Source organism: Streptomyces uncialis, assembly GCF_001905345.1.
Taxonomy (GTDB): domain Bacteria; phylum Actinomycetota; class Actinomycetes; order Streptomycetales; family Streptomycetaceae; genus Streptomyces; species Streptomyces uncialis.
In genome coordinates this window covers 404,096-430,234 of the sequence record NZ_LFBV01000010.1, presented here as the reverse complement: position 1 = coordinate 430,234, position 26,139 = coordinate 404,096, and the positions used below count along the sequence as shown (strand labels likewise).

At 69.9% G+C, this 26,139-nt stretch carries 23 protein-coding genes and 1 pseudogene; 21 read left to right on the top strand and 3 right to left on the bottom strand.

Going from position 1 to position 26,139, the window contains the following annotated elements:
• The first annotated feature begins 118 nt into the window (after window positions 1-118).
• Both AB852_RS32145 and clpX read left to right on the top strand, forming a co-directional pair.
• Window positions 119-799, top strand: coding sequence for an ATP-dependent Clp protease proteolytic subunit (locus AB852_RS32145; protein ID WP_073793723.1), 681 nt, complete (start codon window positions 119-121; stop codon window positions 797-799).
• A 155-nt stretch (window positions 800-954) separates the two neighbouring features.
• Entirely contained in the window at window positions 955-2,241 is a 1,287-nt protein-coding gene (gene clpX, locus AB852_RS32140) for an ATP-dependent Clp protease ATP-binding subunit ClpX (protein WP_073793722.1), read from the top strand.
• A 128-nt stretch (window positions 2,242-2,369) separates the two neighbouring features.
• On the opposite strand, the gene AB852_RS32135 is transcribed toward clpX, so the two are convergent.
• On the bottom strand, window positions 2,370-3,314 hold the full coding sequence (locus AB852_RS32135) for a hypothetical protein (protein ID WP_073793721.1): 945 nt from the start codon (window positions 3,312-3,314) through the stop codon (window positions 2,370-2,372).
• 136 nt (window positions 3,315-3,450) lie between these two features.
• Between AB852_RS32135 and AB852_RS32130 the strand changes: the two genes are divergently transcribed.
• The 11 genes from AB852_RS32130 to AB852_RS32075 all read left to right on the top strand — a co-directional run bounded on the left by AB852_RS32130 (window position 3,451) and on the right by AB852_RS32075 (window position 19,653).
• The gene (locus AB852_RS32130; protein WP_073793720.1) at window positions 3,451-6,075 is read left to right on the top strand and encodes a valine--tRNA ligase; all 2,625 of its coding nucleotides are present in this window, start codon (window positions 3,451-3,453) and stop codon (window positions 6,073-6,075) included.
• Between the two features lie 174 nt (window positions 6,076-6,249).
• Window positions 6,250-7,764: a bifunctional tetrahydrofolate synthase/dihydrofolate synthase gene (folC, locus tag AB852_RS32125; RefSeq protein ID WP_073793719.1), complete on the top strand. Its 1,515-nt coding sequence runs from the start codon at window positions 6,250-6,252 to the stop codon at window positions 7,762-7,764.
• 2 nt (window positions 7,765-7,766) lie between these two features.
• On the top strand, window positions 7,767-8,138 hold the full coding sequence (locus tag AB852_RS32120; protein ID WP_073793718.1) for a DUF4233 domain-containing protein: 372 nt from the start codon (window positions 7,767-7,769) through the stop codon (window positions 8,136-8,138).
• Between the two features lie 68 nt (window positions 8,139-8,206).
• Window positions 8,207-8,620, top strand: a complete 414-nt coding sequence (gene ndk, locus AB852_RS32115; protein ID WP_073793717.1) for a nucleoside-diphosphate kinase — start codon at window positions 8,207-8,209, stop codon at window positions 8,618-8,620.
• 444 nt (window positions 8,621-9,064) lie between these two features.
• Window positions 9,065-10,084, top strand: a complete 1,020-nt coding sequence (locus AB852_RS32110; RefSeq protein WP_073793716.1) for a rod shape-determining protein — start codon at window positions 9,065-9,067, stop codon at window positions 10,082-10,084.
• Between the two features lie 546 nt (window positions 10,085-10,630).
• Window positions 10,631-11,587 (top strand): rod shape-determining protein MreC, encoded by a 957-nt coding sequence (mreC, locus tag AB852_RS32100; protein WP_073793714.1) that lies wholly within the window; start codon window positions 10,631-10,633, stop codon window positions 11,585-11,587.
• A 10-nt stretch (window positions 11,588-11,597) separates the two neighbouring features.
• Window positions 11,598-12,272 carry a rod shape-determining protein MreD gene (gene mreD, locus AB852_RS32095; RefSeq protein ID WP_073793713.1) on the top strand — a complete coding sequence of 225 codons (675 nt, stop codon included), beginning with the start codon at window positions 11,598-11,600 and terminating at the stop codon, window positions 12,270-12,272.
• Window positions 12,269-14,443, top strand: coding sequence for a penicillin-binding protein 2 (gene mrdA, locus AB852_RS32090; RefSeq protein ID WP_073793712.1), 2,175 nt, complete (start codon window positions 12,269-12,271; stop codon window positions 14,441-14,443). Before mreD ends, mrdA begins: the two co-directional genes overlap by 4 nt.
• Window positions 14,443-15,642 carry a rod shape-determining protein RodA gene (gene rodA, locus AB852_RS32085; protein WP_073793711.1) on the top strand — a complete coding sequence of 400 codons (1,200 nt, stop codon included), beginning with the start codon at window positions 14,443-14,445 and terminating at the stop codon, window positions 15,640-15,642. The genes mrdA and rodA overlap by 1 nt, the downstream gene beginning before the upstream one ends.
• 259 nt (window positions 15,643-15,901) lie before the next feature.
• Entirely contained in the window at window positions 15,902-17,665 is a 1,764-nt protein-coding gene (locus AB852_RS32080; protein ID WP_073793710.1) for a CHAD domain-containing protein, read from the top strand.
• 62 nt (window positions 17,666-17,727) lie between these two features.
• Complete coding sequence (locus tag AB852_RS32075) at window positions 17,728-19,653, top strand: TIGR03960 family B12-binding radical SAM protein (protein ID WP_073793709.1); 1,926 nt, start codon at window positions 17,728-17,730, stop codon at window positions 19,651-19,653.
• Window positions 19,654-19,730: 77 nt separating this feature from the next.
• On the opposite strand, the gene AB852_RS32070 is transcribed toward AB852_RS32075, so the two are convergent.
• Complete coding sequence (locus AB852_RS32070) at window positions 19,731-20,402, bottom strand: class I SAM-dependent methyltransferase (protein WP_073793708.1); 672 nt, start codon at window positions 20,400-20,402, stop codon at window positions 19,731-19,733.
• 97 nt (window positions 20,403-20,499) lie between these two features.
• Window positions 20,500-20,742: pseudogene (locus AB852_RS32065) on the bottom strand (hypothetical protein); the annotation flags it as partial.
• Window positions 20,743-20,798: 56 nt separating this feature from the next.
• Here AB852_RS32065 and AB852_RS32060 point away from each other — a divergent pair.
• The 8 genes from AB852_RS32060 to AB852_RS32025 all read left to right on the top strand — a co-directional run bounded on the left by AB852_RS32060 (window position 20,799) and on the right by AB852_RS32025 (window position 25,970).
• On the top strand, window positions 20,799-21,011 hold the full coding sequence (locus AB852_RS32060; RefSeq protein WP_073793707.1) for a DUF397 domain-containing protein: 213 nt from the start codon (window positions 20,799-20,801) through the stop codon (window positions 21,009-21,011).
• Window positions 21,012-21,295: 284 nt separating this feature from the next.
• A complete protein-coding gene (locus tag AB852_RS32055; protein WP_073793706.1) occupies window positions 21,296-21,487 on the top strand; it encodes a hypothetical protein in 192 nt (63 codons plus the stop codon).
• Entirely contained in the window at window positions 21,471-21,998 is a 528-nt protein-coding gene (locus AB852_RS32050; RefSeq protein ID WP_073793705.1) for a DUF6879 family protein, read from the top strand. Before AB852_RS32055 ends, AB852_RS32050 begins: the two co-directional genes overlap by 17 nt.
• Entirely contained in the window at window positions 21,995-22,825 is an 831-nt protein-coding gene (locus AB852_RS32045; protein WP_073793704.1) for a helix-turn-helix domain-containing protein, read from the top strand. Before AB852_RS32050 ends, AB852_RS32045 begins: the two co-directional genes overlap by 4 nt.
• 65 nt (window positions 22,826-22,890) lie before the next feature.
• A complete protein-coding gene (locus AB852_RS32040) occupies window positions 22,891-23,118 on the top strand; it encodes a DUF397 domain-containing protein (protein ID WP_073794306.1) in 228 nt (75 codons plus the stop codon).
• Window positions 23,119-23,248: 130 nt separating this feature from the next.
• On the top strand, window positions 23,249-23,725 hold the full coding sequence (locus AB852_RS32035) for a hypothetical protein (protein WP_073793703.1): 477 nt from the start codon (window positions 23,249-23,251) through the stop codon (window positions 23,723-23,725).
• 131 nt (window positions 23,726-23,856) lie between these two features.
• A complete protein-coding gene (locus AB852_RS32030) occupies window positions 23,857-25,107 on the top strand; it encodes a hypothetical protein (RefSeq protein ID WP_178391168.1) in 1,251 nt (416 codons plus the stop codon).
• 47 nt (window positions 25,108-25,154) lie between these two features.
• Complete coding sequence (locus AB852_RS32025) at window positions 25,155-25,970, top strand: TIGR03936 family radical SAM-associated protein (protein WP_073793701.1); 816 nt, start codon at window positions 25,155-25,157, stop codon at window positions 25,968-25,970.
• Window positions 25,971-26,139: the final 169 nt, after the last annotated feature.

Sequence of the window (26,139 nt, the reverse complement as noted above, 5' to 3'; positions counted from 1 at the left end):
GGACGGCCGGTGCGGGCAAGGGGCCGGGGCGAGGAAGCCCGGTGCCCCGCCCCCGCCCGGGCCGCACGACCCCCTCAGCGCCCCCAGCCGACCGCCACAGCGCCTATCAGGAGAGACAGTGAACGATTTCCCCGGCAGCGGCCTCTACGCCCGTACGCAGGCTGAGTACGCCGGCCCCCGAGCCGAGTCCCGCTACATCATCCCCCGCTTCGTCGAGCGCACCTCGCAGGGTGTGCGCGAGTACGACCCGTACGCGAAGCTCTTCGAGGAGCGGATCATCTTCCTGGGTGTCCAGGTCGACGACGCCTCCGCCAACGACGTCATGGCGCAGCTGCTGTGCCTGGAGTCGATGGACCCCGACCGTGACATCTCGCTGTACATCAACAGCCCCGGTGGCTCGTTCACCGCGCTCACGGCGATCTACGACACGATGCAGTTCGTGAAGCCGGAGGTGCAGACGGTCTGCATGGGCCAGGCAGCCTCCGCCGCCGCGATCCTGCTCGCCGCCGGCACGCCCGGCAAGCGCATGGCCCTGCCCAACGCGCGGGTGCTGATCCACCAGCCGTACAGCGAGACCGGCCGCGGACAGGTCTCCGACCTGGAGATCGCCGCGAACGAGATCCTGCGGATGCGCGCCCAGCTGGAGGACATGCTGGCCAAGCACTCCACCACGCCGATCGAGAAGATCCGCGAGGACATCGAGCGCGACAAGATCCTCACGGCCGAGGACGCGCTGGCCTACGGGCTGATCGACCAGGTCATCTCCACCCGGAAGATGAACAACACCTCGGTCGTCTGACCCATCACGGCATGATTTGCTGCCTCTTGGCGTGGTCCACGTCGAAGTGAACCGCGCCAAGAGGGGCCCGAACGGGGGGCCCGGCAAGGTACCGTCGGATATGAGGCACCAGGAGTCGCTTACGCGGCGTCTCCCAGGCGAAGGGGAAGCACCTCGTGGCACGCATCGGTGACGGCGGCGATCTGCTCAAGTGCTCGTTCTGTGGCAAGAGCCAGAAGCAGGTCAAGAAGCTCATCGCAGGCCCCGGTGTGTACATCTGCGACGAGTGCATCGACCTCTGCAACGAGATCATCGAGGAGGAACTCGCGGAGACGAGCGAGGTGCGCTGGGAGGAACTGCCCAAGCCCCGCGAGATCTACGAGTTCCTTGAGGGATATGTCGTCGGCCAGGAGGCCGCGAAGAAGTCCCTCTCGGTCGCGGTCTACAACCACTACAAGAGGGTCCAGGCAGGTGAGAGCGGCGGGTCCCAAGGACGCGACGACATCATCGAGTTGGGCAAGTCCAACATCCTGCTGCTCGGACCCACCGGTTCCGGCAAGACGCTGCTCGCGCAGACGCTCGCCCGGATGCTGAACGTCCCGTTCGCCATCGCGGACGCGACGGCGCTGACGGAGGCGGGTTATGTCGGCGAGGACGTCGAGAACATCCTGCTGAAGCTGATCCAGGCCGCTGACTACGACGTCAAGAAGGCCGAGACCGGCATCATCTACATCGACGAGATCGACAAGGTCGCCCGCAAGAGCGAGAACCCGTCGATCACCCGCGATGTGTCGGGCGAGGGCGTCCAGCAGGCCCTGCTGAAGATCCTGGAGGGCACCACCGCCTCCGTACCGCCGCAGGGCGGACGCAAGCACCCGCACCAGGAGTTCATCCAGATCGACACCACGAACGTGCTGTTCATCGTGGGTGGCGCCTTCGCGGGGCTGGAGAAGATCATCGAGTCCCGGGCGGGCGCCAAGGGCATCGGTTTCGGGGCGACCATCCGCTCCAAGCGGGAGCTGGAGTCGAAGGACCAGTTCGAGGAGGTCATGCCGGAGGACCTGGTGAAGTTCGGGATGATCCCCGAGTTCATCGGCCGTCTCCCGGTGATCACCTCGGTCCACAACCTGGACCGCGAGGCCCTGCTCCAGATCCTGGTCGAGCCGCGCAACGCGCTCATGAAGCAGTACCAGCGCCTCTTCGAGATCGACGGTGTGGAGCTGGACTTCGAGCGCGGCGCCCTGGAAGCCATCGCGGACCAGGCGATCCTCCGCCAGACCGGCGCGCGCGGTCTGCGCGCCATCATGGAGGAGGTCCTGATGTCGGTGATGTACGAGGTGCCGTCCCGCAAGGACGTCGCCCGGGTCGTCATCACCGCCGAGGTCGTCAAGTCGAACGTCAACCCGACCCTGATCCCCCGGGACGCCCGGGGCCGCGGGCCGGGCGAGCAGAAGACGGCGTGACCGTGACCGTGACCGTGTGAGGCGGCGCACGGCCACCGGCCGGACGGATACGTACAGGAGGGGCCCCGGACGACATGTCGTCCGGGGCCCCTCCCGCGATCCCGCACCTGCTCGGCGCGGGTCATGGGTCAGTTCTTCACGCGTACGTCCTTGCGGACATCCGCGGTGACCTGGGCGGAGACGTTCAGCGAGACGCCGGTGCCGCTCTCGGCCGGGATCACCAGGGCCAGGGTGCTGTAGTCGGCCCACATGCACAGGTACTGGGTGTCGAGCTTGCCCGTCTCGTCCTTGGCCTGGGCCTTCTGGCACTTCATGACGGCGCCGTCGAGTCCGTCCGGGGTCACCTTCTCGGGGGCACCGAGGACCTTGAGGGCCTCGCCCTTCTCCTTGGCCATCCCGGTGAACGCGGAGTCCAGGGCGGCCTCCGGGTCCTTCACCTTGCCGTACAGGCCGACGAAGGTGACGGCCTTGGAGCCGGCGATCTCCTCCGGGGTCGGCTGGGTGCCGCCGCTCATGTCGAACGTCGAGTAGATGCCGGTGACGGCCTTGGCGTCGGTGACCCCGCTCTTCGCGAGCTCCTTGGCGCTGTCGGACGTCGAGGCGTCCTCCGGCGGGTTGTCCGGCGTCATCCGCTTGTACTCGCCGTCCAGGATGTCGGCCGGCGTGGTCAGCTTGTGCGGCCCGTCGTCCGACAGGGCGGAGCTCCCGCCCGAGCCGCCGACGACGAGGTACACACCGACGCCGATCGCCGCGACGACCGCGACGGCACCGATGATCAGGCCCGTCTTCTTCTTGCCGCCGCCCGGTGCCGGGGGCTGCGCGTAGCCGTAGCCGGGGTCCTGGCCCGGTGCCTGCGGCTGACCGGGCTGGCCCGCCTGCGGGTAGCCGTAGCCCGGCTGCGGGGGCTGCGCTTGCGGGTAGCCGTACCCCGGCTGAGGAGGCGGCTGCTGCGGATAGCCGTAGCCGGGCTGCGGAGCCTGCGGCTGCTGGCCGTAAGGCCCCGGCTGACCGTACGGCCCGGGCTGCTGCGGCTGCTGCTGCCCGTCGTACGGGCCCGGCTGGTTGTAACTCATGCGGACGTTCCCTCCCCGATGTTTACGTGTTCCCGACATCCTGACGCAACGGACCGGCGAAGTGACCGGCGGGGGCCGCACCGTTACCAAAACAACGGGTTTCAGTGCGGGACCGTGACGCCTCTAAACTGACCCCGTGACCGAGAACTCTCAGCAGCAGAATCCAGCGCCCACCTCCGAACTGCCGACCCAGTACGCGCCGGCCGAGGTAGAGGGGGAGCTGTACGAGCGCTGGGTGGAGCGTGGTTACTTCGCCGCCGACGCGGCGAGCGACAAGCCGCCGTTCACCGTCGTCATCCCGCCGCCCAACGTCACCGGCAGCCTGCATCTCGGGCACGCCTTCGAGCACACGCTGATCGACGCGCTGACCCGCCGCAAGCGTATGCAGGGCTTCGAGACGCTGTGGCAGCCCGGTATGGACCACGCGGGCATCGCCACCCAGAACGTCGTCGAGCGTGAGCTGGGCAAGGAGGGCAAGTCCCGGCACGACCTCGGCCGGGAGGCGTTCGTCGAGCGGGTGTGGCAGTGGAAGGACGAGTCCGGCGGGCAGATCTCCGGGCAGATGCGCCGTCTCGGTGACGGTGTCGACTGGGACCGTGAGCGCTTCACCATGGACGAGGGCCTTTCCCGGTCCGTCCAGACGATCTTCAAGCGGCTCTTCGACGACGAGCTGATCTACCGCGCCGAGCGCATCATCAACTGGTGTCCGCGCTGTCTCACCGCGATCTCCGACATCGAGGTCGAGTACCAGGACGACGACGGTGAGCTGGTCTCCATCCGCTACGGCGAGGGCGAGGACTCCCTGGTCGTCGCGACGACCCGCGCGGAGACCATGCTCGGTGACACCGCCGTCGCCGTGCACCCCGACGACGAGCGCTACCGCCACCTCGTCGGCCGGACGATCGCCCTGCCGCTCACCGACCGGCGGATCCCCGTCGTCGCCGACGAGCACGTCGACCCCGAGTTCGGCACCGGCGCGGTCAAGGTGACGCCCGCCCACGACCCGAACGACTTCGAGATCGGCCGGCGGCACGGTCTGCCGTCCATCAAGGTCCTCGACGAGCGCGCGATCATCACCGTCCCCGGGCCCTTCCAGGACCTGGACCGGATGGAGGCCCGTTCCGCGATCGTCGCCGCGCTGCGCGCGGAGGGCCGGATCGTGGCCGAGAAGCGCCCGTACACGCACTCCGTCGGCCACTGCTCGCGCTGCCGCACCACCATCGAGCCGCGGCTGTCCCTCCAGTGGTGGGTCAAGGTCGGGACCCTCGCCAAGGCCGCCGGTGACGCGGTCCGCGACGGCCGGGTCGACATCCACCCGCGGGAGATGGAGAAGCGGTACTTCGACTGGGTCGACAACCTGCACGACTGGACGATCTCCCGCCAGCTGTGGTGGGGCCACCGCATCCCCGTCTGGTACGGCCCGAACGGCGAGGTCGTCTGCGTCGGCCCCGACGAGCAGCCGCCGTCCGGTGCGGGCTGGCACCAGGACACCGACGTCCTCGACACCTGGTTCTCGTCGGGCCTGTGGCCGTTCTCCACGCTCGGCTGGCCGGAGCGGACCGACAGCCTCGCGAAGTTCTATCCGAACTCCGTCCTCGTCACCGGCTACGACATCCTGTTCTTCTGGGTCGCCCGGATGATGATGTTCGGTCTGTACGCGATGGACGGCACGCCCCCGTTCCGCACGATCGTCCTGCACGGCATGGTCCGTGACCAGTTCGGCAAGAAGATGTCGAAGTCCTTCGGCAACGCGGTCAACCCGCTCGACTGGATGGACAAGTACGGCTCCGACGCCCTGCGTTTCACCCTGGCGCGCGGCGCCAACCCGGGCGTCGACGTGCCGATCGGCGAGGACTGGGTCCAGGGCTCGCGCAACTTCGCCAACAAGATCTGGAACGCCACCCGGTTCGCCCTGATGAACGGGGCGACCGTCGAGGGCGAGCTGCCGTCCGCCGAGGAGATGTCGGCGACCGACCGGTGGATCCTGTCCCGGCTGAACGCGACCGTCGCGGAGGTCGACGCCCTCTACGACGACTACCAGTTCGCGAAGCTCTCCGACGCGCTGTTCCACTTCGCGTGGGACGAGGTCTTCGACTGGTACGTCGAGCTGTCCAAGACCACGTTCATGGGCGGCGGCGAGGCGGCGAAGGTCTCCGGCCGGGTCCTCGGCGAGGTGCTCGACGTCACCCTGCGGATGCTGCACCCGATCGTGCCGTTCGTCACCGAGACCCTGTGGACCACCCTCACCGGGGGCGAGTCCCTGGTGATCGCGGACTGGCCGAAGGACAGCGGCTTCCGGGACACCGCCGCCGAGCGGGAGATCGGCACCGTCCAGCAGCTGATCACCGAGGTCCGCCGCTTCCGTGCCGACCAGGGCCTCCAGCCCGGTCAGCGGGTGCCCGCCCGGCTCGGTCTCGACGGTTCGCCGCTCGCCCCGCACGAGGCGGCCATCCGGCAGCTGCTGCGGCTCCAGCCGGAGGGCGGGAGCTTCGCCGCCACGGCGACACTGCCGGTCTCCGGGGTCGAGGTCGCCCTGGACCTGTCCGGGACGATCGACATCGCCGCCGAACGCAAGCGGCTGGCCAAGGACCTCGGCGCGGCGGAGAAGGAGAAGGCCCAGGCCACCGCCAAGCTCGGCAACGAGGCGTTCCTGGCGAAGGCGCCCGACCAGGTCGTGGACAAGATCCGGGGCCGGCTCACCAAGGCGGACGAGGACATCGCCCGTATCCAGGCGCAGCTCGACGCCCTGCCCGCCGCCTGATCCACCCGGCCCCGCGAGGGGCCACCGCACCCCGCCCTCCCCGGCCCGTCCCGGGGAGGGCGGGGCGCGTAACCGCCCCGGACCCGCCGCCCCGGACGGGTTCCCGGCCCGTCCGGCCGGTGGGACGGCGGCGGCGGGTGAGCCGCTGTCGGTGGGCCTCCGTAGACTGGGCGCGTGAGCCAGTACCCCCCGCGTGACCCGGACCGTGACCCTCTGGACCAGTTCGACGAGATCGTCGAGGCCGAGACCGGTCGCGACCCCGATCTCGCCGCGATCGAGGCAGGGAGCCGCACCCTGCGCACCCAGGGCGGTGCCCCCTCGCCGGATCTGCCCGGCCGCCCCGAGGACCCCGAGGTGGACCGCGCGCTGCGCGAGGTCGAGACGGAGCTGTCGAGCCGCTGGGGCGAGACCAAGCTGGAGCCGTCCGTCACCCGGATCGCCTCCCTGCTGGACATCCTCGGCGACCCCCAGCGCACCTATCCGTCGATCCACATCACCGGCACCAACGGCAAGACGTCCACGGCCCGCATGATCGAGGCCCTGCTCGCCGCCTTCGATCTGCGCCCCGGCCGGTACAGCTCGCCGCACGTCCAGTCGATCACCGAGCGGATCAGTCTGGACGGCGCCCCGATCGACCCCGAGCGGTTCGTGGAGACGTACCGCGACATCAAGCCGTACATCGAGATGGTCGACGCCCAGCAGGAGTACCGGCTGTCGTTCTTCGAGGTGCTGACCGCGATGGCGTACGCGGCGTTCGCCGACGCCCCGGTCGATGTCGCCGTGGTCGAGGTCGGCATGGGCGGCACCTGGGACGCCACCAACGTCATCGACGCCTCGGTCGCCGTGGTCACCCCGATCGACCTGGACCACACCGACCGGCTCGGCTCGACACCCGGCGAGATCGCGGGGGAGAAGGCCGGGATCATCAAGCAGGACGCCACGGTCATCCTCGCCCAGCAGCCCGTGGACGCGGCGCAGGTGCTGCTGAAGAAGGCCGTCGAGGTCGACGCCACGGTGGCCCGGGAGGGCCTGGAGTTCGGCGTGGTGGCCCGGCAGGTGGCCGTCGGCGGTCAGCTGCTGACCCTGCGCGGTCTCGGCGGCGAGTACGAGGAGGTCTTCCTCCCGCTGCACGGCGTCCACCAGGCGCACAACGCGGCCGTCGCGCTCGCCGCCGTCGAGGCGTTCTTCGGGGTGGGCGCCCAGCGCTCGGAGCCGCTCGCCATGGACACCGTCCGCAAGGCGTTCGCGTCCGTCACCTCCCCCGGCCGGCTGGAGGTCGTGCGCCGTTCGCCGACCGTCGTGCTGGACGCGGCGCACAATCCGGCGGGCGCGCGTGCCGTCGCCGGTTCGCTGGACGAGGCGTTCGGCTTCAGCAGACTGATCGGTGTCGTCGGGGCCAGCGCGGAGAAGGACGTCCGGGGGCTGCTCGAAGCGTTTGAGCCGGTCTTCACCGAGGTCGTCGTCACCCAGCACACCACCCATCGCGCGATGGACGTGGACACGCTCGCCGCGATCGCCGTGGAGGTGTTCGGGGAGGAGCGCGTCCAGGTCGAGCCCCGGATCGACGACGCCATCGAGGCGGCGATCACGCTCGCCGAGGAGGACGGCCAGTTCTCCGGCGGGGGAGTGCTCGTCACCGGTTCCGTCTTCACCGTCGGGGATGCCCGACTGCTCCTCGGGAGGGGCTGACTGTGCGGGTTCTCTGTTCGTCCACACTGCTCGGTGAGTTCTTCGTGATCGGTTTCGCCGGTCTCGTCGCCATGAAGGACCCCGATCTCTCGCTGGGCGCGGTATGGGGGGTGTGCGGGGCCCTGATGGCGCTGAGCCTGCTGCTCTGCGGCTTCGTCACCCGGCCGCTGGGCGTCCAGCTGGGCTGGGCGCTCCAGGGGCTGCTGGTCCTCAGCGGCTTCGTCGTGCCGATGATGTTCGTGCTCGGGCTGTGCTTCGGCGCGCTGTGGTGGGCGTCCCTGCACTACGGCCGCAAGGTGGACGAGGTGAAGGCCCGCTGGGCCGCCGCGCAGGAGGGGACGGCGACGGCCGGGCCAGGGCCTGACGCTGCGTGACGGAGGGGTGTGCGGTGCCTGTAACCTCTGAGGACCCGTACACCAGGTGACCGAAGGAGCCGCACACCATGACCCAGCGCAGCCTCGTCCTCCTCAAGCCCGATGCCGTGCGGCGGGGTCTGGTGGGCGAGATCGTCGGCCGTATCGAACGCAAGGCCGACTGGCGGATCACCGCGCTGGAATTGCGGACGCTGGACCGGGAGACCCTGGAGCAGCACTACGCCGAGCATGTCGGCAAGGTCTTCTACGAGCCGCTCGTCACGTTCATGTCCTCCGGCCCGGTCGTGGCGCTGGTCGTCGAGGGCGAGCGGGTCATCGAGGGCATCCGGGTGCTGGCCGGTCCCACCGACCCGATCACGGCGGCCCCCGGTTCCATCCGCGGCGACCTCGGCACCATCACCCGCGAGAACCTGATCCACGCGTCCGACTCCGAGGAGTCCGCGAACCGCGAGCTGAAGATCTTCTTCCCGAACCTGGCCTGACCGGCCCCCCGCGCCGCGCGTCCGCCGCCACCCCGTCCCCGTGTCCAGCTCCCGGGTGCGGGGTGCGCCGTCCGGGACACGCCCGGCGGGTCCCGTCCGGTGGTGTCCACCCGGTCGCGCAGGACCCGCCGACGACATGTTCACGTAGAGAATTTCCTGACGGGACGTCATCGGGGTCCGCATTCCGAACAGGATTCCCCGCGAAAAAATCAGCTGGACCATGGACATATGCGCGCCGATCGGGGGAACGCATGGCTCCATCCGCACGTCCCCAATAGCGGGGCAGTGCTTCATCTGCTGACAATGGCGAGGACCTTAGCGCCGTGTCCGTGCGGGCGAGACTACGATGGAAGCCTTCACGCCACACAGCACCCACATGCCGACCTGAAAAGCACTCAACACGCTCCACTTGGGAAGGCCAGACGCATCCTCATGGGGAACCACATGTCGTTCATCGGCCGTGACATGGCTGTCGACCTCGGGACCGCCAACACGCTGGTGTACGTCAGAGGCAAGGGGATCGTGCTCAACGAGCCGTCCGTCGTCGCGATCAACACCAACACCGGTGGCATCCTCGCGGTCGGTTCCGAAGCGAAGAAGATGATCGGACGCACCCCCGGCAACATCGTGGCCGTGCGTCCCCTGAAGGACGGCGTGATCGCCGACTTCGAGATCACCGAGCGGATGCTCCGCTACTTCATCCTCAAGATCCACAAGCGGCGCTATCTCGCGCGCCCCCGGGTCGTCGTCTGCGTCCCCTCGGGCATCACAGGAGTGGAGCGCCGCGCCGTCATCGAGGCGTCGTCGCAGGCCGGTGCCCGCCAGGTGCACATCATCGAGGAGCCCATGGCGGCCGCCATCGGCTCCGGGCTCCCCGTCCACGAGGCCACCGGCAACATGGTCGTGGACATCGGCGGCGGCACGACCGAGGTCGCGGTCATCTCGCTGGGCGGAATCGTCACGGCGCAGTCGATCCGGGTCGCGGGCGACGAGCTGGACAACGCGATCATCCAGCACATCAAGAAGGAGTACAGCCTTCTGCTGGGCGAGCGCACCGCCGAACAGATCAAGATCACGATCGGCTCCGCGTACGACCTCGACAACGACGAGCACACCGAGATCCGCGGCCGCGACCTGGTCTCCGGCCTGCCGAAGACCGTGGTCATCTCGGCCACCGAGGTCCGCAAGGCCATCGAGGAACCCGTCAACGCGATCGTCGACGCCGTCAAGACGACCCTCGACAAGTGCCCGCCGGAGCTGTCCGGCGACGTCATGGACCGGGGCATCGTGCTGACCGGCGGCGGCGCCCTGCTGCGCGGCCTCGACGAGCGGCTGCGCCGCGAGACGGGCATGCCGATCCATATCGCCGAGAACCCGCTCGACTCCGTCGCCCTCGGCTCCGGGAAGTGCGTCGAGGAGTTCGAGGCGCTCCAGCAGGTGCTGGACGCCCAGCCGCGCCGATGACGCCCGGGTTCCGCCGTGGACCCCGGGCCCCGGCCCCGATACCCCGGCGGACGCCCCGCCCGTGACCACCCCCGGGGGCCCCGGCCCCCGGCCCGGCGTCCACGCGGCGGCTCCCGGCCACCGTGGCACCCGGCCGGCCGCCGGGCAGCGGATATCGGGTATCGGCACCGGGCGGGTGCCGACCGTACGGCCCGTCCGGCGGGACCGGGAACGTCAGCGGACCGGCAACGGAAACGGGACCGGCAACGGAAACGGGACCGGCAACGGAAACGGGACCGGCAACGGAAACGGGACCGGTATTCGGAATCGGGGCCAGGATCAGTACCGGCACCGGCACCGGCACCGGCACCGGTACAGGCACCGGAACGCAGGCGCAGGCGCAACGACACCCACCGACATCCCCCACAGCCCCGGCCCCGATCCCCGGCCCGGCCCACACCCACAGCCCGCAGCCCGCAGACACACATAGCCACATAGCCACATGGCTCCATAGCTCCACAGACATTCCCCACAGACATTCCGACGAGGAAGGCACGGCCGCCGCACGTGAGGGACACACGAGAGAGCCGACTGCTCCTGGTGCTGCTGATCGTCATCGCGTTCGCGTTGATCACGGTCGACATCAGGGGCGGCGAGGACTCACCGGTCGACGGCGCCCGCAGAGCCGCCGCAGCGGTACTCGGACCGGTGGAGAACGGCGTCTCCTCGGCGGTGGACCCCATCGGCAACGCCATCGGCGCCGTCCGCGACTCCGGGGAACGCCACGACCGGATCGCCGTACTGGAACGGGAGAACGCCGGGCTCAAGGCCCGGCTCGGCAGCGACGACCGCAACCGCAGCCGGGTCCGCCAGCTCGACGCGATGCTGAAGACGGCGGGCGCCGGACAGTACGGCATCAAGGCGGCCGAGGTCATCGGGATAGGAGCAGCGCAGGGCTTCTCCTGGACCGTCACCATCGACGCGGGCGCCAAGGACGGCCTCCGGCGCGACATGACCGTCCTCAACGGCGACGGCCTCGTCGGCCGGGTCACCACCGTCGGCCCCTCCACCGCCACGGTCCTGCTCGCCAACGACCCCGACTTCACCGTCGGCACCCGGATGGAGAAGACCGACGAACTCGGCTTCGCCTCCGGCGGCGGTGACGGCCCGCTGCGCGTCCAGCTCCTCAACGGCAAGTCCAAGGTCAAGAAGGGCGACCGGCTCGTCACCTTCGGCTCGGAGGCCGACAAGCCGTTCGTCCCCGGGGTCCCCGTCGGCGTGGTCACCCGCGTCGACCCCTCCGGCGGCGACCTCACCCGCACCGTCTACGTGAAGCCCTACACCGGCTTCACCAAGCTGGACATCGTCGGCGTCGTCGTCGAGGCACCGCGCGAGGACCCGCGTGACACCGTGCTGCCGCCCGCCGCCAAGCCGACCCCCACGCCCACCGTGACCGTCACCGTCACCCCGTCCCCGCAGGCACCCGGCGAGCTCGCGCAGTCCGGTCAGCCGCAAGAGCAGTAGGAGCTGGACCATGCGCTTCAACCGGATGCTGCTCTCCGCCACCCTGGTGGTGGTCGCCCTGGTCCTCCAGGTGAGCGTCCTCGCCCGGCTGCAACTGCCCGGCGCCGTCCCCGACCTGCTGCTGCTCACCGTCCTCGGCCTCGCCCTGGTCTACGGCCATGTCAGCGGCGCCCTGATCGGCTTCGGCGCGGGACTCCTCGCCGACCTCGCCCCGCCCGCCGACCACGCGGTTGGGCGGTACGCGCTGGTCCTGTGCGTGATCGGCTACCTCGCGGGACTCGCCAAGCCGGAGAACGGCCGGCTGATGTCCGCCGTCGGACCCATGTTCGTCGTCGTCGGCTCCGCCATCGGCTCCACCCTGCTGTACGCGGGCGTCGGCGCCCTCGTCGGTGACACCGCCGCCCGCCATGTGGGACTCACCAGCCTGCTGTTCACCGCCGCGCTCTACGATCTGCTGCTCGCGCCGTTCACGGTGCCGTTCATCATGGCCCTCGCCAGACGTGCCGACAACGACCCGCTCGCGGAGACCAACGCCGCCGCCAAGAGCGATGTCTCGGCGGGCTGGCTGTCCTCCGGCACGGGCCTGCGGATCGGCAACCAGCGCGGCGGACTGCGGGTGAAGGCGGCGCGGGCCCGGGTGGCACGCGCGGGACGTATCAAGGTCAAGGGGGCCAAGCGACTGTGACGAACATTCCGGAGACCGGACGCACACCCCGGGTCCAGGTCCGGCTCGTCGTCATCCAGGTACTGGTGGTGTCGCTGCTGCTCACCCTCGGCGGACGCCTCTGGTACCTCCAGATCCGCAACGGCGAGGAGTACGCCGAGGAAGCCTCCGGCAACCACGTCCAGCAGGTCGTGCAGCCCGCCGTGCGCGGCTCCGTCCTCGACGCGCGCGGAGTGCCCCTCGCCGACAACGAGACCCGGCTCGTGGTCTCCGCGTCCCGCACCGACCTGATGAAGATGCCGGACGACGGCAAGGCGGCCCTCACCCGGCTCGCCGAGGTCCTCGGGATGAAGCCCAAGGAGGTCACCGACAAGGTCCGCCTCTGCGACGCCGAGACCAAGCAGCCCTGCTGGAACGGCTCCCCCTACCAGCCGATCCCGATCACCGACGAGGCCACCCCGAAGCAGGCGCTCCAGATCCGGGAACGCTCCGAGGACTTCCCCGGCATCACCGCCGAACCCACCGCCGTCCGCCGCTACGCCGCGCCCGGCGACGCCAACACCGCCCAGGTGCTCGGCTATCTCTCCCCCGTCACCGACGCGGAGATCGAGAAGGCCAAGGACAGCGACTCGCCGTACCTGCGCTCCGACCAGGTCGGCCGCAGCGGACTGGAACGGCAGTACGACAAGGAACTGCGCGGCAAGGCCGGCATCACCCGCTACGAGGTCGACAACCTCGGCCGGGTCATCGGCGAGGCCAAGAGCGACAAGGCGGAACCCGGCGCCAACGTCGTCACCAGCATCGACGCCCGCGTCCAGCGGGTCGCCGAGTACGAGCTGCAAGCGGCGCTCAAAGAGGCCCGCAAGGTCTACGACGACAACACCAGCATGAACTACAAGGCCGACTCCGGCGCCATCGTCGTGATGGAGGCCAAGACCGGCCGGGTCGTCGCCATGGCGTCCAACCCCACCTACGACCCCAACGCCTGGGTCGGCGGTATCTCCGGCAAGGACTACGCCCGCCTCACCGGCAAGAACTCCAACTACCCGCTGCTCAACCGGGCCATCCAGGGCCAGGCCGCCCCCGGCTCCATCTTCAAGGTCGTCCCCGTCGCCGCCGCCGTCAACGCCGGATACGGCTTCGACGACAACTACGAGTGCTCCAGCTCGTACGCCATCGGCGGCCAGGTCTTCAACAACTTCGAGTCCAAGGGATACGGCTCGATCGACCTCGGGCAGGCCCTGGAGGTCTCCTGCGACACCGTCTTCTACCGCCTCTCCCACGAGGAGTGGAAGCGCGACGGGGGCATCAAGCCCAAGAACAAGACCAACGACTGGTTCTACAAGACCGCCCACCAGTTCGGCCTCGGCAAGGAGACCGGCATCGACCTCCCCAACGAGGTCACCGGCCGAATCCCCGACCGGCAGTGGAAGAAGGACTTCTGGAAGGCCAACAAGGACGCCTGGTGCAAGGCGGGCAAGAAGGGCGGCGACTTCATCCAGCAGCTCTCCTACGAGAACTGCCTCGAAGGCAACCTGATGCGCGCCGGTGACTCCGTCAACTACAGCATCGGCCAGGGCGACACCCTGGTGACCCCGATCCAGATGGCCGCCATCTACGGCGCCATCTCCAACGGCGGCACCCTCTACCACCCCAGCGTCGGCAAGGCGGTCATCAGCCCCGACGGCAAGCAGGTCCGCGAGATCGCGCCCCGCGCGGGCGCCAAGCTCCCCATGACCCGCAAGACCCGCGACGAGATAGACGGTGCCCTCGAAGGGGTCGCCACCCGCGGCACCGCCGCCTGGCGCTTCGGCGGCTGGCCCCAGGACAAGATCCCGATGCACGCCAAGACCGGCACCGCCGAGGTCCACGGCAAGCAGACCACCTCCTGGTTCGCGACCTACACCGACGAGTACGCCATCGTCATGACCATCGCCCAGGGCGGCACCGGCTCCGGCGCCTCCGCGCCCGCCGTCCGCAACGTCTTCAACGCGCTCTACGGAGTCAGCCCCGAAGGCAAGATCGACCCCAGGAAGGCCCTGCTGCCCCAGCCGCAGAAGAGCCTGCCGAGGATCGGCCGCGACGGCGCCATCGACTCCCCGAGGATCAGGCCCTACGACCCCCAGCCCGAGCCGTCCCCGAGCACCCAGGCGCTCGCCGGACCGCCCGCGACGACCGGCAGGCGCGACTGATGAGCGGCTCCCACGGCTTCTCCGTCTCCGGCTACGGCCCCGAACGCTCCTGGCTGTCCCGGGTCACCGCCCGGGACGGCCTGCTGCGCCGCCTCGACTGGCCGATACTGCTGTCGGCCCTCGCGCTCTCGCTGATCGGCGCCGTCCTCGTCTACTCCGCGACCCGCAACCGCACCGAGCTCACCGGCGGCGACCCCTACAACTTCCTCTTCCGCCATCTGCTCAACACCGGTATCGGCATCGTCCTGATGATCGGCACCATCTGGCTCGGCCACCGCAATCTGCGCACCGCCGTGCCGATCCTCTACGGCGTCTCCGTCTTCCTCGTCCTGCTGGTGCTCACCCCGCTCGGCGCCACCATCAACGGCGCCCACGCCTGGATCGTCATCGGCGGCGGCTTCACCCTCCAGCCCTCCGAGTTCGTGAAGGTCACGATCATCCTGGGGATGGCGATGCTGCTCGCCGCCCGGGTCGACGCCGGTGACCGGGCCCACCCCGGCCACCGGACCGTCGTCCAGGCCCTCGGTCTCGCCGTCATCCCGATAGTGATCGTCCTGCTGATGCCCGACCTCGGGTCGGTCATGGTGATGGCGATGATCGTGCTCGGGGTGCTGCTCGCCTCCGGCGCCTCCAACCGCTGGGTCTTCGGGCTGCTCGGCACCGGCGCGCTCGGCGCCATCGCGGTCTGGCAGCTCAACGTCCTCGACGAGTACCAGATCAACCGCTTCGCCGCCTTCGCCAACCCGGAGCTCGACCCGGCGGGCGTCGGCTACAACACCAACCAGGCCCGGATCGCCATCGGCTCCGGCGGACTCAGCGGGATGGGCCTGTTCAAGGGTTCCCAGACCACGGGCCAGTTCGTCCCCGAGCAGCAGACCGACTTCGTCTTCACCGTCGCCGGTGAGGAACTGGGCTTCGTCGGCGCCGGACTGATCCTCGTCCTGCTCGGCGTCCTGCTGTGGCGCGCCTGCCGGATCGCCCGCGAGACCACCGAGCTGTACGGCACGATCGTCGCCGCCGGGATCATCGCCTGGTTCGCCTTCCAGTCGTTCGAGAACATCGGGATGACCCTCGGCATCATGCCCGTCGCGGGCCTGCCCCTGCCGTTCGTCTCCTACGGAGGGTCCGCGATGTTCGCGGTCTGGGTCGCCGTCGGACTCCTCCAGTCGATCCGGGTGCAACGGCCCCTGTCCGCCTGACCGGTACGGGCCGCCTGGCCGGTACGGGCCGCCTGGCCGGTACAGGGTGCCTGGCCGGTAACGGCGTGCGCGGGCGCGCGGCGGGGACGGCCCCCCGTGCGGCAGCAGGCCCACGCATGCGCCAGGGGGAGTTCACGCGTGCGGCAGCCCGGCCACCGGGCTCCGCGAGGGTGGTCCACCGGCCAATTCCGCACGACGACCGGCCGCGCACCCGACGCGAGGGCTGCCCCGGACGGATAAATCCGTCTACATTCGGTGCATGGCGGACACAAAGCGTGAGATCGAGCGTAAGTACGAAGCCAGGGGCCGGGACACCGACGCGACGTCGCTGCCGGATCTGACCGCGGTCGGCGGTGTCTCGGCCCTCGTCCACCGCGGGGTCACCGAGCTGGACGCCGTCTACTACGACACCGCCGACCAGCGGCTCGCCGCCGCGTCGATCACCCTGCGCCGCCGCACCGGCGGCGACGACGCCGGATGGCATCTGAAGCTCCCGGTCGCCGACGGCGTGCGCGACGAGATCCGCGCCCCCCTGTCCGCCGGGGTGCCCCGGGTCCTCGTCGGACTCGTGCGCTCCCGTATCCGGGACGCCCCGCTGCTGCCCGTGGTCCGGCTGCGCTCCCTGCGCGACATCCACCACCTCGTCGACTCCGACGGGGCGCTGCTCGCCGAACTCAGCGTCGACGTGGTCACCGCCGACCGGCTCTCCGGCGGCGACGGCAGCACCGGCTGGACCGAGATCGAGGTCGAGCTGGCGGACGACCAGGAGCCCGCGTTCCTCGACAAGGTCGAGAAGAAGCTGAAGAAGGGCGGACTGCGCCGTTCGAAGTCCGCCTCCAAACTGGCCCGCGCCCTCGCGGAGACCGCACCCGCACCCGTGCCCGTAGCCGCGCCTGAGCCCGCCGCCGAGGCCGTACCGGGGTCCGGTGCCGTGTCCGCCGAAGCCGAAGCCGAAGCCGAAGCCGAAGCCGGACCCGTGTCCGAAGCGGTGTCCGGGCCCGGGACCGGGACGGAAGCCGGACCCGCGCCCGACGCCGTGGCCGCACCCGGGGCCGTGCCCGTCTCCGCGCCCGGGGCCGTCTCCGCGCCCGCGCCCGTCTCCGCGCCCGGGGCCGGACCTGATCCCGTCGTGCCGCCCCACACCGCCGCCGCCCCCGTCCTCGCCTATCTCACCGTGCAGCGGGACGCCCTCGTCACCCTCGACCCCGCCGTCCGCCGCGACGAGCACGACTCGGTGCACCGGATGCGGGTCGCCACCCGCCGGATGCGCAGCACCTTCCGCTCCTACGGCAAGGTCCTCGACCGCACCGTCACCGACCCCATCGCCGACGAGCTGAAGTGGCTCGCCGGGGAGCTCGGTGTCGACCGGGACGCCGAGGTGCTGACCGAGCGGCTCACCGGCCATCTCACCGGACTGCCCCGCACCCTCACCGCCGGACCCGTCCGCACCCGGCTGCGCACCTGGGCGCACGCCCGGCGCGGCGGCTCCCGCCGGCGGCTGATCGCCGTACTGGACGGCAAGCGGTACCTCACCCTGCTGAACCGGATCGACGCCCTGCTCGCCGCCCCGCCGCTGCTGCCCGCCGCGCACCGGGACCCCGCCAAGGTGATCCACAAGGCCGCCGCCAAGGACTTCGGCAAGCTCTCCGCCTTGGTCGAGGACGCCCTCGCCCGGCCGCGCGGCCCCGAACGCGACCTCGCCATGCACGACGCCCGCAAGAAGGCCAAGCGGCTGCGCTACGCCGCCGAGGCCGCCCTGGACACCCTCGGCGTGCCCGCCAAGGACGCCGTACGCGGGGCGAAGGCCCTGCAAGGGCTGCTCGGCGAGCACCAGGACAGCGTGATGACCCGGGGCGCCCTGCGGGACATCGCCGCCCAGGCCCAGGGCGCCCGCGAGAGCTCCTTCACCTACGGTCTGGTGTACGGCCGCGAGGAGCACCTGGCGGCCGGGTACGAGGACGCGCTGCCCGAGGCGTGGGAGGAGGCCCAGCGGCGGACCCGGGAGATCCGCGGAACGCGCTAGGCTTGAGGGTCACCCGCCTCTTTCGCGGGATGTCCCCCGTTCAGCTCACGAGAGACACCACGATGCCTGTCGAGTCGGTCTTCCCACGCCTGGAAGCGCTTCTCCCGCACGTCCAGAAGCCCATCCAGTACGTCGGTGGGGAACTCAACTCCACGGTGAAGCCGTGGGACGCCTGTGATGTCCGCTGGGCGCTCATGTACCCGGACGCCTACGAGGTGGGGCTGCCCAACCAGGGCGTCATGATCCTCTACGAGGTACTGAACGAACGCGAGGGCGTCCTCGCCGAGCGCACCTACAGCGTGTGGCCGGACCTCGAAGCGCTGATGCGCGAGCACGACGTGCCCCAGTTCACGGTCGACGGGCACCGCCCGGTCAAGGCGTTCGACGTGTTCGGGCTGAGCTTCTCCACGGAGCTGGGCTACACCAACATGCTCACCGCCCTGGACCTCGCGGGTATCCCGCTGGAGTCCAAGGACCGGGACATCGACGACCCGATCGTCCTCGCGGGCGGTCACGCGGCGTTCAACCCGGAGCCGGTCGCGGACTTCATCGACTGCGCGGTCATCGGCGACGGCGAGCAGGCCGTCCTGGAGATCACCGACATCGTCCGCGCCTGGAAGGCAGAGGGCCGTCCCGGCGGGCGCGAGGAAGTGCTGTTCCGGCTCGCGCGCACCGGCGGGGTGTACGTCCCCCGGTTCTACGACGTCGAGTACCTGCCGGACGGCCGGATCGGCCGGGTCGTGCCCAACCGCTCGGGCGTGCCGTGGCGGGTGTCCAAGCACACCGTCATGGACCTCGACGAGTGGCCCTACCCCAAGCAGCCCCTCGTCCCCCTCGCGGAGACCGTCCACGAGCGGATGTCCGTGGAGATCTTCCGCGGCTGCACCCGGGGCTGCCGCTTCTGCCAGGCGGGCATGATCACCCGTCCGGTCCGTGAGCGCAGCATCACCGGTATCGGTGAGATGGTCGAGAAGGGCCTCAAGGCGACCGGCTTCGAGGAGGTCGGTCTGCTGTCGCTGTCCAGCGCCGACCACACCGAGATCGCGGACGTGGCGAAGGGCCTCGCGGACCGGTACGAGAAGGACAAGATCGGACTGTCCCTCCCGTCGACCCGGGTGGACGCCTTCAACGTCGACCTGGCGAACGAGCTGACCCGCAACGGCCGCAGGTCCGGGCTGACCTTCGCCCCCGAGGGCGGCTCGGAGCGGCTGCGCAAGGTCATCAACAAGATGGTCTCCGAGGAGGACCTGATCCGCACGGTCGCCACCGCCTACGGCAACGGCTGGCGCCAGGTGAAGCTGTACTTCATGTGCGGTCTGCCCACCGAGACCGACGAGGACGTCCTCCAGATCGCCGACATGGCGATGAACGTCATCCAGAAGGGCCGTGAGGTCTCCGGCGCCAACGACATCCGCTGCACGGTGTCCATCGGCGGGTTCGTGCCCAAGCCGCACACCCCCTTCCAGTGGGCGCCCCAGCTCTCCGCCGAGGAGACGGACGCCCGGCTCGGCAAGCTGCGGGACCGTATCCGCGGCGACAAGAAGTACGGCCGCTCCATCGGCTTCCGCTACCACGACGGCAAGCCCGGCATCGTCGAGGGCCTGCTGTCCCGCGGCGACCGCCGCCTCGGCCCGGTCATCCGCGCCGTCTACGAGGACGGCGGCCGGTTCGACGGCTGGCGTGAGTACTTCTCGTACGACCGCTGGATGGCCTGCGCGGCGAAGGAACTGCCCGCGGTCGGTCTCGACGTCGACTGGTACACCACCCGCGAGCGCACCTACGAGGAGGTCCTGCCCTGGGACCACCTCGACTCCGGCCTCGACAAGGACTGGCTCTGGGAGGACTGGCAGGACGCCCTCGACGAGACCGAGGTCGACGACTGCCGCTGGACCCCGTGCTTCGACTGCGGGGTGTGCCCGCAGTTGGACACGTCCATCCAGATCGGCCCCACGGGCAAGAAGCTGCTGCCGCTGACGGTCGTGAAGTAGCGGCGCACCGGCCTGACCGGGACACCCGCCGAAGTAAGAGGCGGCAGGACAGCGATGTCCTGCCGCCTCTTTTGTTCTCAGAACGTCTCAGCCATGCGGGCCCGGACGATCAGGGTTCCGATGTGGCCGGGCGTCGGGGCTTCGATCACCCGCGCCTCAGCCTCAAGGAACCCCGCTTTGAGCAGCAGGCTCTCCCACTTGCGGGGCGTATAGCTGTACCGGTAGGTGAACATGGCCGGACCGGCGAACCCGCCCTTGTACATTCCCTGCGGCCCGTAGGCTCCCGGAATCGCGGGGGGCTGGGAGAAGACCAGGACCCCACCTGGGTTCAGCCGGGGTGGGATCAGCGGGAAGAGCCTGGTCGGATCGGTGAACCAGACCGCGCCGAACATCGAATAGACCGCGTCGTACTTCTCGCCCGTGTCGGCGAGGTGGCCGAGGACTTCCGCACAGACGAACCGTGCCCCCATGGGACCCCATCGCTCCGTCGTGTGCTCCACCATCACGGGGGACAGGTCCACGCCCGTGGCCTTCACTCCTCGCTGTGCCAGATAGGCGAGCGCGCGCCCCGTCCCGCATCCGATCTCAAGGACGGATTCCGGGGACCCGAGAAGTTCGGGGCCCGGACCATGCCCGGCGTACTGCGTCCAGCGAAAGACCGGCTCCGACTCGTACACGTCCTTCCGTGTGCTCGTCGCGTAGGCGTTCCAGAGTTCGCGTTCGGCGTCGATGTCGTGGCGTGCCGGCAACGGAGCGTCCTTCGTCGGATGGGTACGGGCAGTTTCGGTGCCCCCGCCCTTGGAGACCCCTTGGAGGCAGGGCAGGGGCTGGAACTGTAGCGCCGCGTCAGTGACTGTCGGGCACCTTGTTGTCACACGGCGAGCAGTCGGACGCGTCGACCTCCCACAGCTCGTCATCGACGGCGAAGCCGTTGCCGCGGATGAGTTCGGCAGTGCGCGCCACGACTCCGTCACGGCGACGCTCGATCAGCGGGGTGTGATGCTTGTACCGTCCCCCGTTGTGAGCTTCGCAGAGCGCGAAGTACAAGGGCGTGTCCAGGATGAGTTGGTGTACACCGATGTCCACGGTGCGCCGTTGGATGAGTCGGCACAGTTGATCGACTCCATTTCGAAGGACTGTTACTCATGACCCGTACCGACATTCCTGAGCAGGACTGGACGAGTTCGAGCTACAGCCAGAGCAACGGCGGCGAGTGCGTCGAGTGGGCTCCTGCGTACGCGTCCGCTACCGGTACGGTTCCCGTTCGGGACAGCAAGCTGTCTGATGGGCCGGTCCTCATATTCACCTCTGGCGCGTTCGCCGGATTGGTCACGCTGGCCCGGGACGGCGACGTCTGAGCGCCTGGCGGAGACACACGGCCTTCGGGACGGACCCGCCATCCAGATCGGCCCCACGGGCAAGAAGCTGCTGCCGCTGACGGTCGTGAAGTAGCAGCGCGCGCCGGGCCGACCGGGACACCCGCCAAGGTGAGAGGCGGCAGGACAGCGATGTCCTGCCGCCTCATTTCTGTCCCCGTTGCGGGAGCCCGGCCGGTTTCCAGTAGTGGAAACCCGAACCCCTTGTCTCTCCCCGGCCGGGACCGCGAGCATCTGTCGGGACACCCGAAGAGCAGGGGGAACATGTGAAGCTGACGCGGCTGGTGGGCGAGTGCGAAGAGGGCGAGTGTCCTGCCCTCTACCTCACGAACCGGGGCACGCTCGCTGTCCAAGGGGCCAGGATCACCGAACACGGACTGGAGATCCCCGCCCACGAAACCCTGGTGGAGATCCCCGTGGAGCTCATCCGAAAGGCCGTTCGTGACGATCTCATCTAGGACGCTGGGGGATTGCTTCAAGGAATTCGACCGGGAGGCGTTCCGGCTGGAGACCCTGGACGACTACAGCAAGTCGGGCGGTGCCGACGCGTACCGGGCGTTTCTCGCAGGTGAGCCGCAGCCGGAAGAGTACAAGACGGCCGCGTGGGTGAAGACGGTCGGGGATGCGGTCCGGTCGGGAAAGCGGATCTACCGTGTCCATGTCCTGGCCCGTCCGCTGACGGACTATCTCCGGTTCGAGCTCTCCTGGGGATACCGTCGGAACATGGCGGCCGGGGAAGAGTTCTTCATCCTGGACACGACGCACCAGGAGAACCCGATTCCTCAGGCGCCGGACTTCTGGCTGTTCGACGAGCGGACCGTCGGAGCCATGAAGTACGACGGGGACGGCCGGTACCTGGGTACTGATTTCCATGGGGAGGAACAGCTCTCCAGGTTCTTGGCCTACCGGGACACGGCCATGGACCGGGCTGTGCCGTTCTCCGAATGGTGGACAGAGTACGGCGGGTGAAGAAGTCCGGCCTCGGGCCAGCGCTGCGGGAACTGCGGGAGTCCTCCGGACTGGAGGCCAAAGCGGTCGCCCGTAGCGCTGTCATGTCCCGTTCCAAGCTGTCCAAGATCGAGAACGGGAAGACAGCTCCGAGCGTCACGGACGTCGACTGTATTCTCACCGCCATCGGTGTCTCGGACGAAGTCAAGGGCGAGTACATGGCGGCGGTCGGAGAGGCCACCACGGAGGTCACGGCGTGGCGCCTCGTGCGGCGGCTGGGGTACAGCCGGAAGCAGGAGCAGGTAAAGGCACTTGAATCACAGACAACCCTGCTCCGCCTGTTCCAGCACTCGCTCGTCCCTGGTCTGCTCCAGACCCCCGAATACGTGAGAGCGGTCTTCGCCGGGAAAGGTCTCACCGAAGCGCAGCTGGAGCGAACCGTCGGTGTGAGGCTGGCTCGGCAAAGCATCCTGTACTCGGAAGAGAAGGCGTTCCGTTTCATCATCACGGAATCCGTCCTCCGGTGGCGCATCGTTCCACCACTGGTCATGGCGGGACAGCTCGACCGGCTGATCTCCGTGTCCCGGCTGCCCGGCGTGGACATCGGGATCGTCGGGCTGTCGGCCGCGCAGACGGAATTTCCGGGCCACTCGTTCTCCATCAAGGACGAGCGTACGGTGACCGTCGAGATGATCCATGCGGAAACAGTGATGACAGATCCTAGGGACATCGCGCTGTATGTTGCCAAATTCGAACGGTTCAGTGGTGTCGCTGTTTCCGGCGACGATATGCGCACCCTGATCGCGGCCATTCGGGACGAGCTTTTTCGTGAACAGGAAACCGTCTAGGAACCGGCCCGCTGCCCGGACATGATTGGTCCCGACGCATTCGGATGAAGGCGAAAGGCGACGCGATGGCGACCGATCTGTACGGGCTCCCCCTCCACGGAGTCGCGTTCTCGAAGGCATGCGGTGGCAACACGCACCCGGACGGTGAGTCGTGCGTGACGCTCGCGAGGATCGCGCCGGGTGCCTGGGCCGTGGGTGACAGCAAACGGCCGGACGCCGAACCGCTGCGCTTCACCACGGAGGAGCTGGCCGCGGCGGGTATCGACCCCGTGTGGTTCGGCCTCCCCGCCTGAAGCGCGGGCCCGGCCTGAAGCGCGGCCCGGTCCGAAGCGCGGCCCCGCCTGAACGCGGCCACACCTGAACCGAGGGCCCCGTCCCGCACCGGCGGGCGGGGCCGTCGCCGTCCCTTGGAACGGAGCGGCAGTGCACCACCACGGCTACGCATGGCTCGGGGAGAAGAAGACGTTCGACAAGGAGAGCATCCGCAGACCCCCTGGTCAGGCCCCGACGGCGACCAGTGAGACGGAGGTGCGCGACCGGTACCGCGAAGCCGTGAGCGTGTTCCCGACCTCTGACGTGCCGCCGGTCCAGACCGCGCACTGGCTTATGAAACCGCCCTCCATGATCCGGGGGACATGGGCCGAACCCAAGGAAGCCGGCGTATGGCTGGGCCTCCAACTCGCCGAGTTCGCTCCTCGGTTCGCCTCTGGGCAGGACCGGGAGGCGATCAGGCTCGTCCTCCTGGTGAAGACTGCCGTCGAGCGGCTGACATGGGGAGGGGACGTCTCCCTCGGCCACTATCTGAAGGGCGCGGTCTTCCACTCGGTGGCCCTGGTCACCTGCTCCCCGAACCGCGCCTCTCCCGACCTGCCCTGCCCCTCCCGACAGCCCCGTATCTGACAGCCGGCGGGTCCCTGGCACTCGCCGGGTGCCCCCGGGCAAAGGGGGAGTGACGGTACATCGCGTAACACCTTGGGCACAGAGCCGACCCCGGGGAAACGATCCGGGGCCGGTCCGTGTCTCCTGGGGGCATGGACCTGAACAAACAAATGAGCGAGCGGGCGCGGCAGGGGCCCGCGCGGGAGGCCGAGGGGCGGCTCGCCGTCGCGGTCCGGCTGCCTGTGCGCATCGTGGTCCTGGTGCTCGTCGTGCCGGTACGGCTGCTGTGGGACGTGCTGGTCGCGGGGGGCGCGCTGCTGAACCGGGCCGTGCTGCGGCCGGTCGGCCGGGGTCTCGCCGTGCTGGGGCGGGTCCTGGTCGTGACCCCGCTGAACTGGTGCGTGCGGTGGATCCTCGTACCGCTGGGCCGGGGCACGCTGTGGACGCTGAAGGGGCTGTGGGCGGGATGCGCCTGGCTGCTGCGCGTCCTGGTCGCCGTTCCGGCGAAGTGGCTGTACGCGGCCGTGCTCACCCCGCTCGGGCGCGGCCTCGCCCGCGCGGCGGACGGTGCCGGGGTCGGACTGCTGTGGGTGCTCCGGGTGCTGGTCGTCGTCCCCGTGTCCTGGCTGTGGACCTGGGTGCTCGCACCGGTCGGCAAAGCGGTCGGGTACGTCCTGGTCAAGGGCGCCCGCGGTATCGGTATCGGCCTCTACTGGACGCTGCGGGTCCTGCTGTACTACCCCGCGCTCGGACTGTGGCGGTGGCTGCTCGCCCCGGTGGGCCGGGGGCTCGCCGTCGTCGGGCGGGAGGTCGGGGACGCCTTCGGGCACGCCTGGCGGATCGCGGGCCGGATCTCCCGCGCGGTCGGCCGGTTCCTCGGCGGGCTGCTGCGGCTGCTGGTCGTGGGCCCCGCCGTCCGTTTCTACCGCGCGGTCTGCGTCCCGGTGGGCCACGCCGTCCGGGACACCCTGTGGCGTCCCGCCGCGCGGCTCGCCCGGGAGGCCGGCCGTGCGACGCGCCAGGCGCTCGGGACCGTCCGGGACGCCGCCCGCCAGACCCGCGCCGACATCCGCCGGGCCTTCTCCGGTGCCCGGCGCGAGCCGGTCGCCGTGGCCGTACCGGCCGCCGCGCGGGAGCCCGCGGCGACCGGTGCCGCGGGCGGTTCCACCGCCGGTCCCGCACGGGTCGGCGCTCCCGGGGGCGGACGGTACGGCGACCCGCTCGCACCGGCCGCCGCGAGCGGGCCCGTACCCCGTCCCGTACCGCTGCCGGGGCCGGGGGAGGGCGTACCGGGGACCGCCGTGGCGGGCGGGTCGCGCGCAACGGGTTCCGGGCCACGGGAACCCGGCGGCGATCCGCGACGTACTCTAGGTAGCAGCACGACCGCACTCACGAAGGACTGACGACACTGGGCAAGCGACAGCCCGAAGGCCCTCCGCCCGCACCGGCGGTGCAGCGCATCAGACTGCGCTACACCAAGCGTGGCCGCCTCCGGTTCACCAGCCACCGTGATTTCCAGCGCGCGTTCGAGAGAGCGCTGCGCCGAGCCGAGGTGCCGATGGCGTACTCGGCGGGGTTCACGCCCCATCCGAAGGTGTCGTACGCCAATGCCGCACCCACCGGCACGGGCAGTGAGGCGGAGTACCTGGAGATCGCGCTCACCGAGCCGCGTGACCCCGACGGGCTGCGGGCCCTGCTCGACGAGTCGCTGCCCACCGGGCTCGACATCGTCGACGCGGTCGAGGCCCGTACCCCGGGTCTCGCGGACCGGCTGACGGGCTCCGTGTGGGAGCTGCGGCTCGACGGTGTCGAGCCGGAAGCGGCACGCCACGCCGCCGCCGCCTTCCTGGCGGCGGAGTCGGTCGAGGTCAGCCGTCAGACGAAGAACGGCGTACGTACGTTCGACGCGCGCGCCGCTGTCGCCCAGCTCACGACCACCGGGCCCGGTGCCCCGGGCACGCACGGAACCCCGGCTGATGGGCCGGGCGACCGGCCCTGTGCGATACTGCGCCTGGTTGTTCGGCACGTGACGCCTGCCGTACGACCCGACGACGTCCTGTCCGGTCTCCGAGCTGTGGCCGACCTGGCGCCGCCGGTCCCCGCAGCGGTGACCAGGCTGGCGCAGGGGCTTTTCGATGACGAGACCGGCACGGTGACCGACCCGCTCGCGCCCGACCGCGAGGCAGTCGTGGCCGCCCCAGTTCATGCTTCAGGGACCGCCGAGGCCGCCGCCGCGAAGGCGCCGACGCCGGAAGGCCCCGCGTAAGGACGTACGTCGTAGCGCCGCCCTTGTATCCGGGAGCCACCTGGGTCGGGCAGCGCACCGACCACAAGACTTTCGCCAGGCCGTACGCGACATGGTGTACGGAACCGGCGAGACAGGACACAGATCGCTCCCGAGCGGCGCACGCGCCCCGGACGGCGGCTCCGCGCAG

Coding starts and splice junctions, on each gene's coding strand:
- AB852_RS32135 (WP_073793721.1), bottom strand. CDS start 3,314: ATGAGTTACAACCAGCCGGGCCCGTACGACGGGCAGCAGCAGCCGCAG.
- ndk (WP_073793717.1), top strand. CDS start 8,207: ATGACCCAGCGCAGCCTCGTCCTCCTCAAGCCCGATGCCGTGCGGCGG.
- AB852_RS32110 (WP_073793716.1), top strand. CDS start 9,065: ATGTCGTTCATCGGCCGTGACATGGCTGTCGACCTCGGGACCGCCAAC.
- mreD (WP_073793713.1), top strand. CDS start 11,598: ATGCGCTTCAACCGGATGCTGCTCTCCGCCACCCTGGTGGTGGTCGCC.
- rodA (WP_073793711.1), top strand. CDS start 14,443: ATGAGCGGCTCCCACGGCTTCTCCGTCTCCGGCTACGGCCCCGAACGC.
- AB852_RS32080 (WP_073793710.1), top strand. CDS start 15,902: ATGGCGGACACAAAGCGTGAGATCGAGCGTAAGTACGAAGCCAGGGGC.
- AB852_RS32075 (WP_073793709.1), top strand. CDS start 17,728: ATGCCTGTCGAGTCGGTCTTCCCACGCCTGGAAGCGCTTCTCCCGCAC.
- AB852_RS32060 (WP_073793707.1), top strand. CDS start 20,799: ATGACCCGTACCGACATTCCTGAGCAGGACTGGACGAGTTCGAGCTAC.
- AB852_RS32040 (WP_073794306.1), top strand. CDS start 22,891: ATGGCGACCGATCTGTACGGGCTCCCCCTCCACGGAGTCGCGTTCTCG.
- AB852_RS32030 (WP_178391168.1), top strand. CDS start 23,857: ATGGACCTGAACAAACAAATGAGCGAGCGGGCGCGGCAGGGGCCCGCG.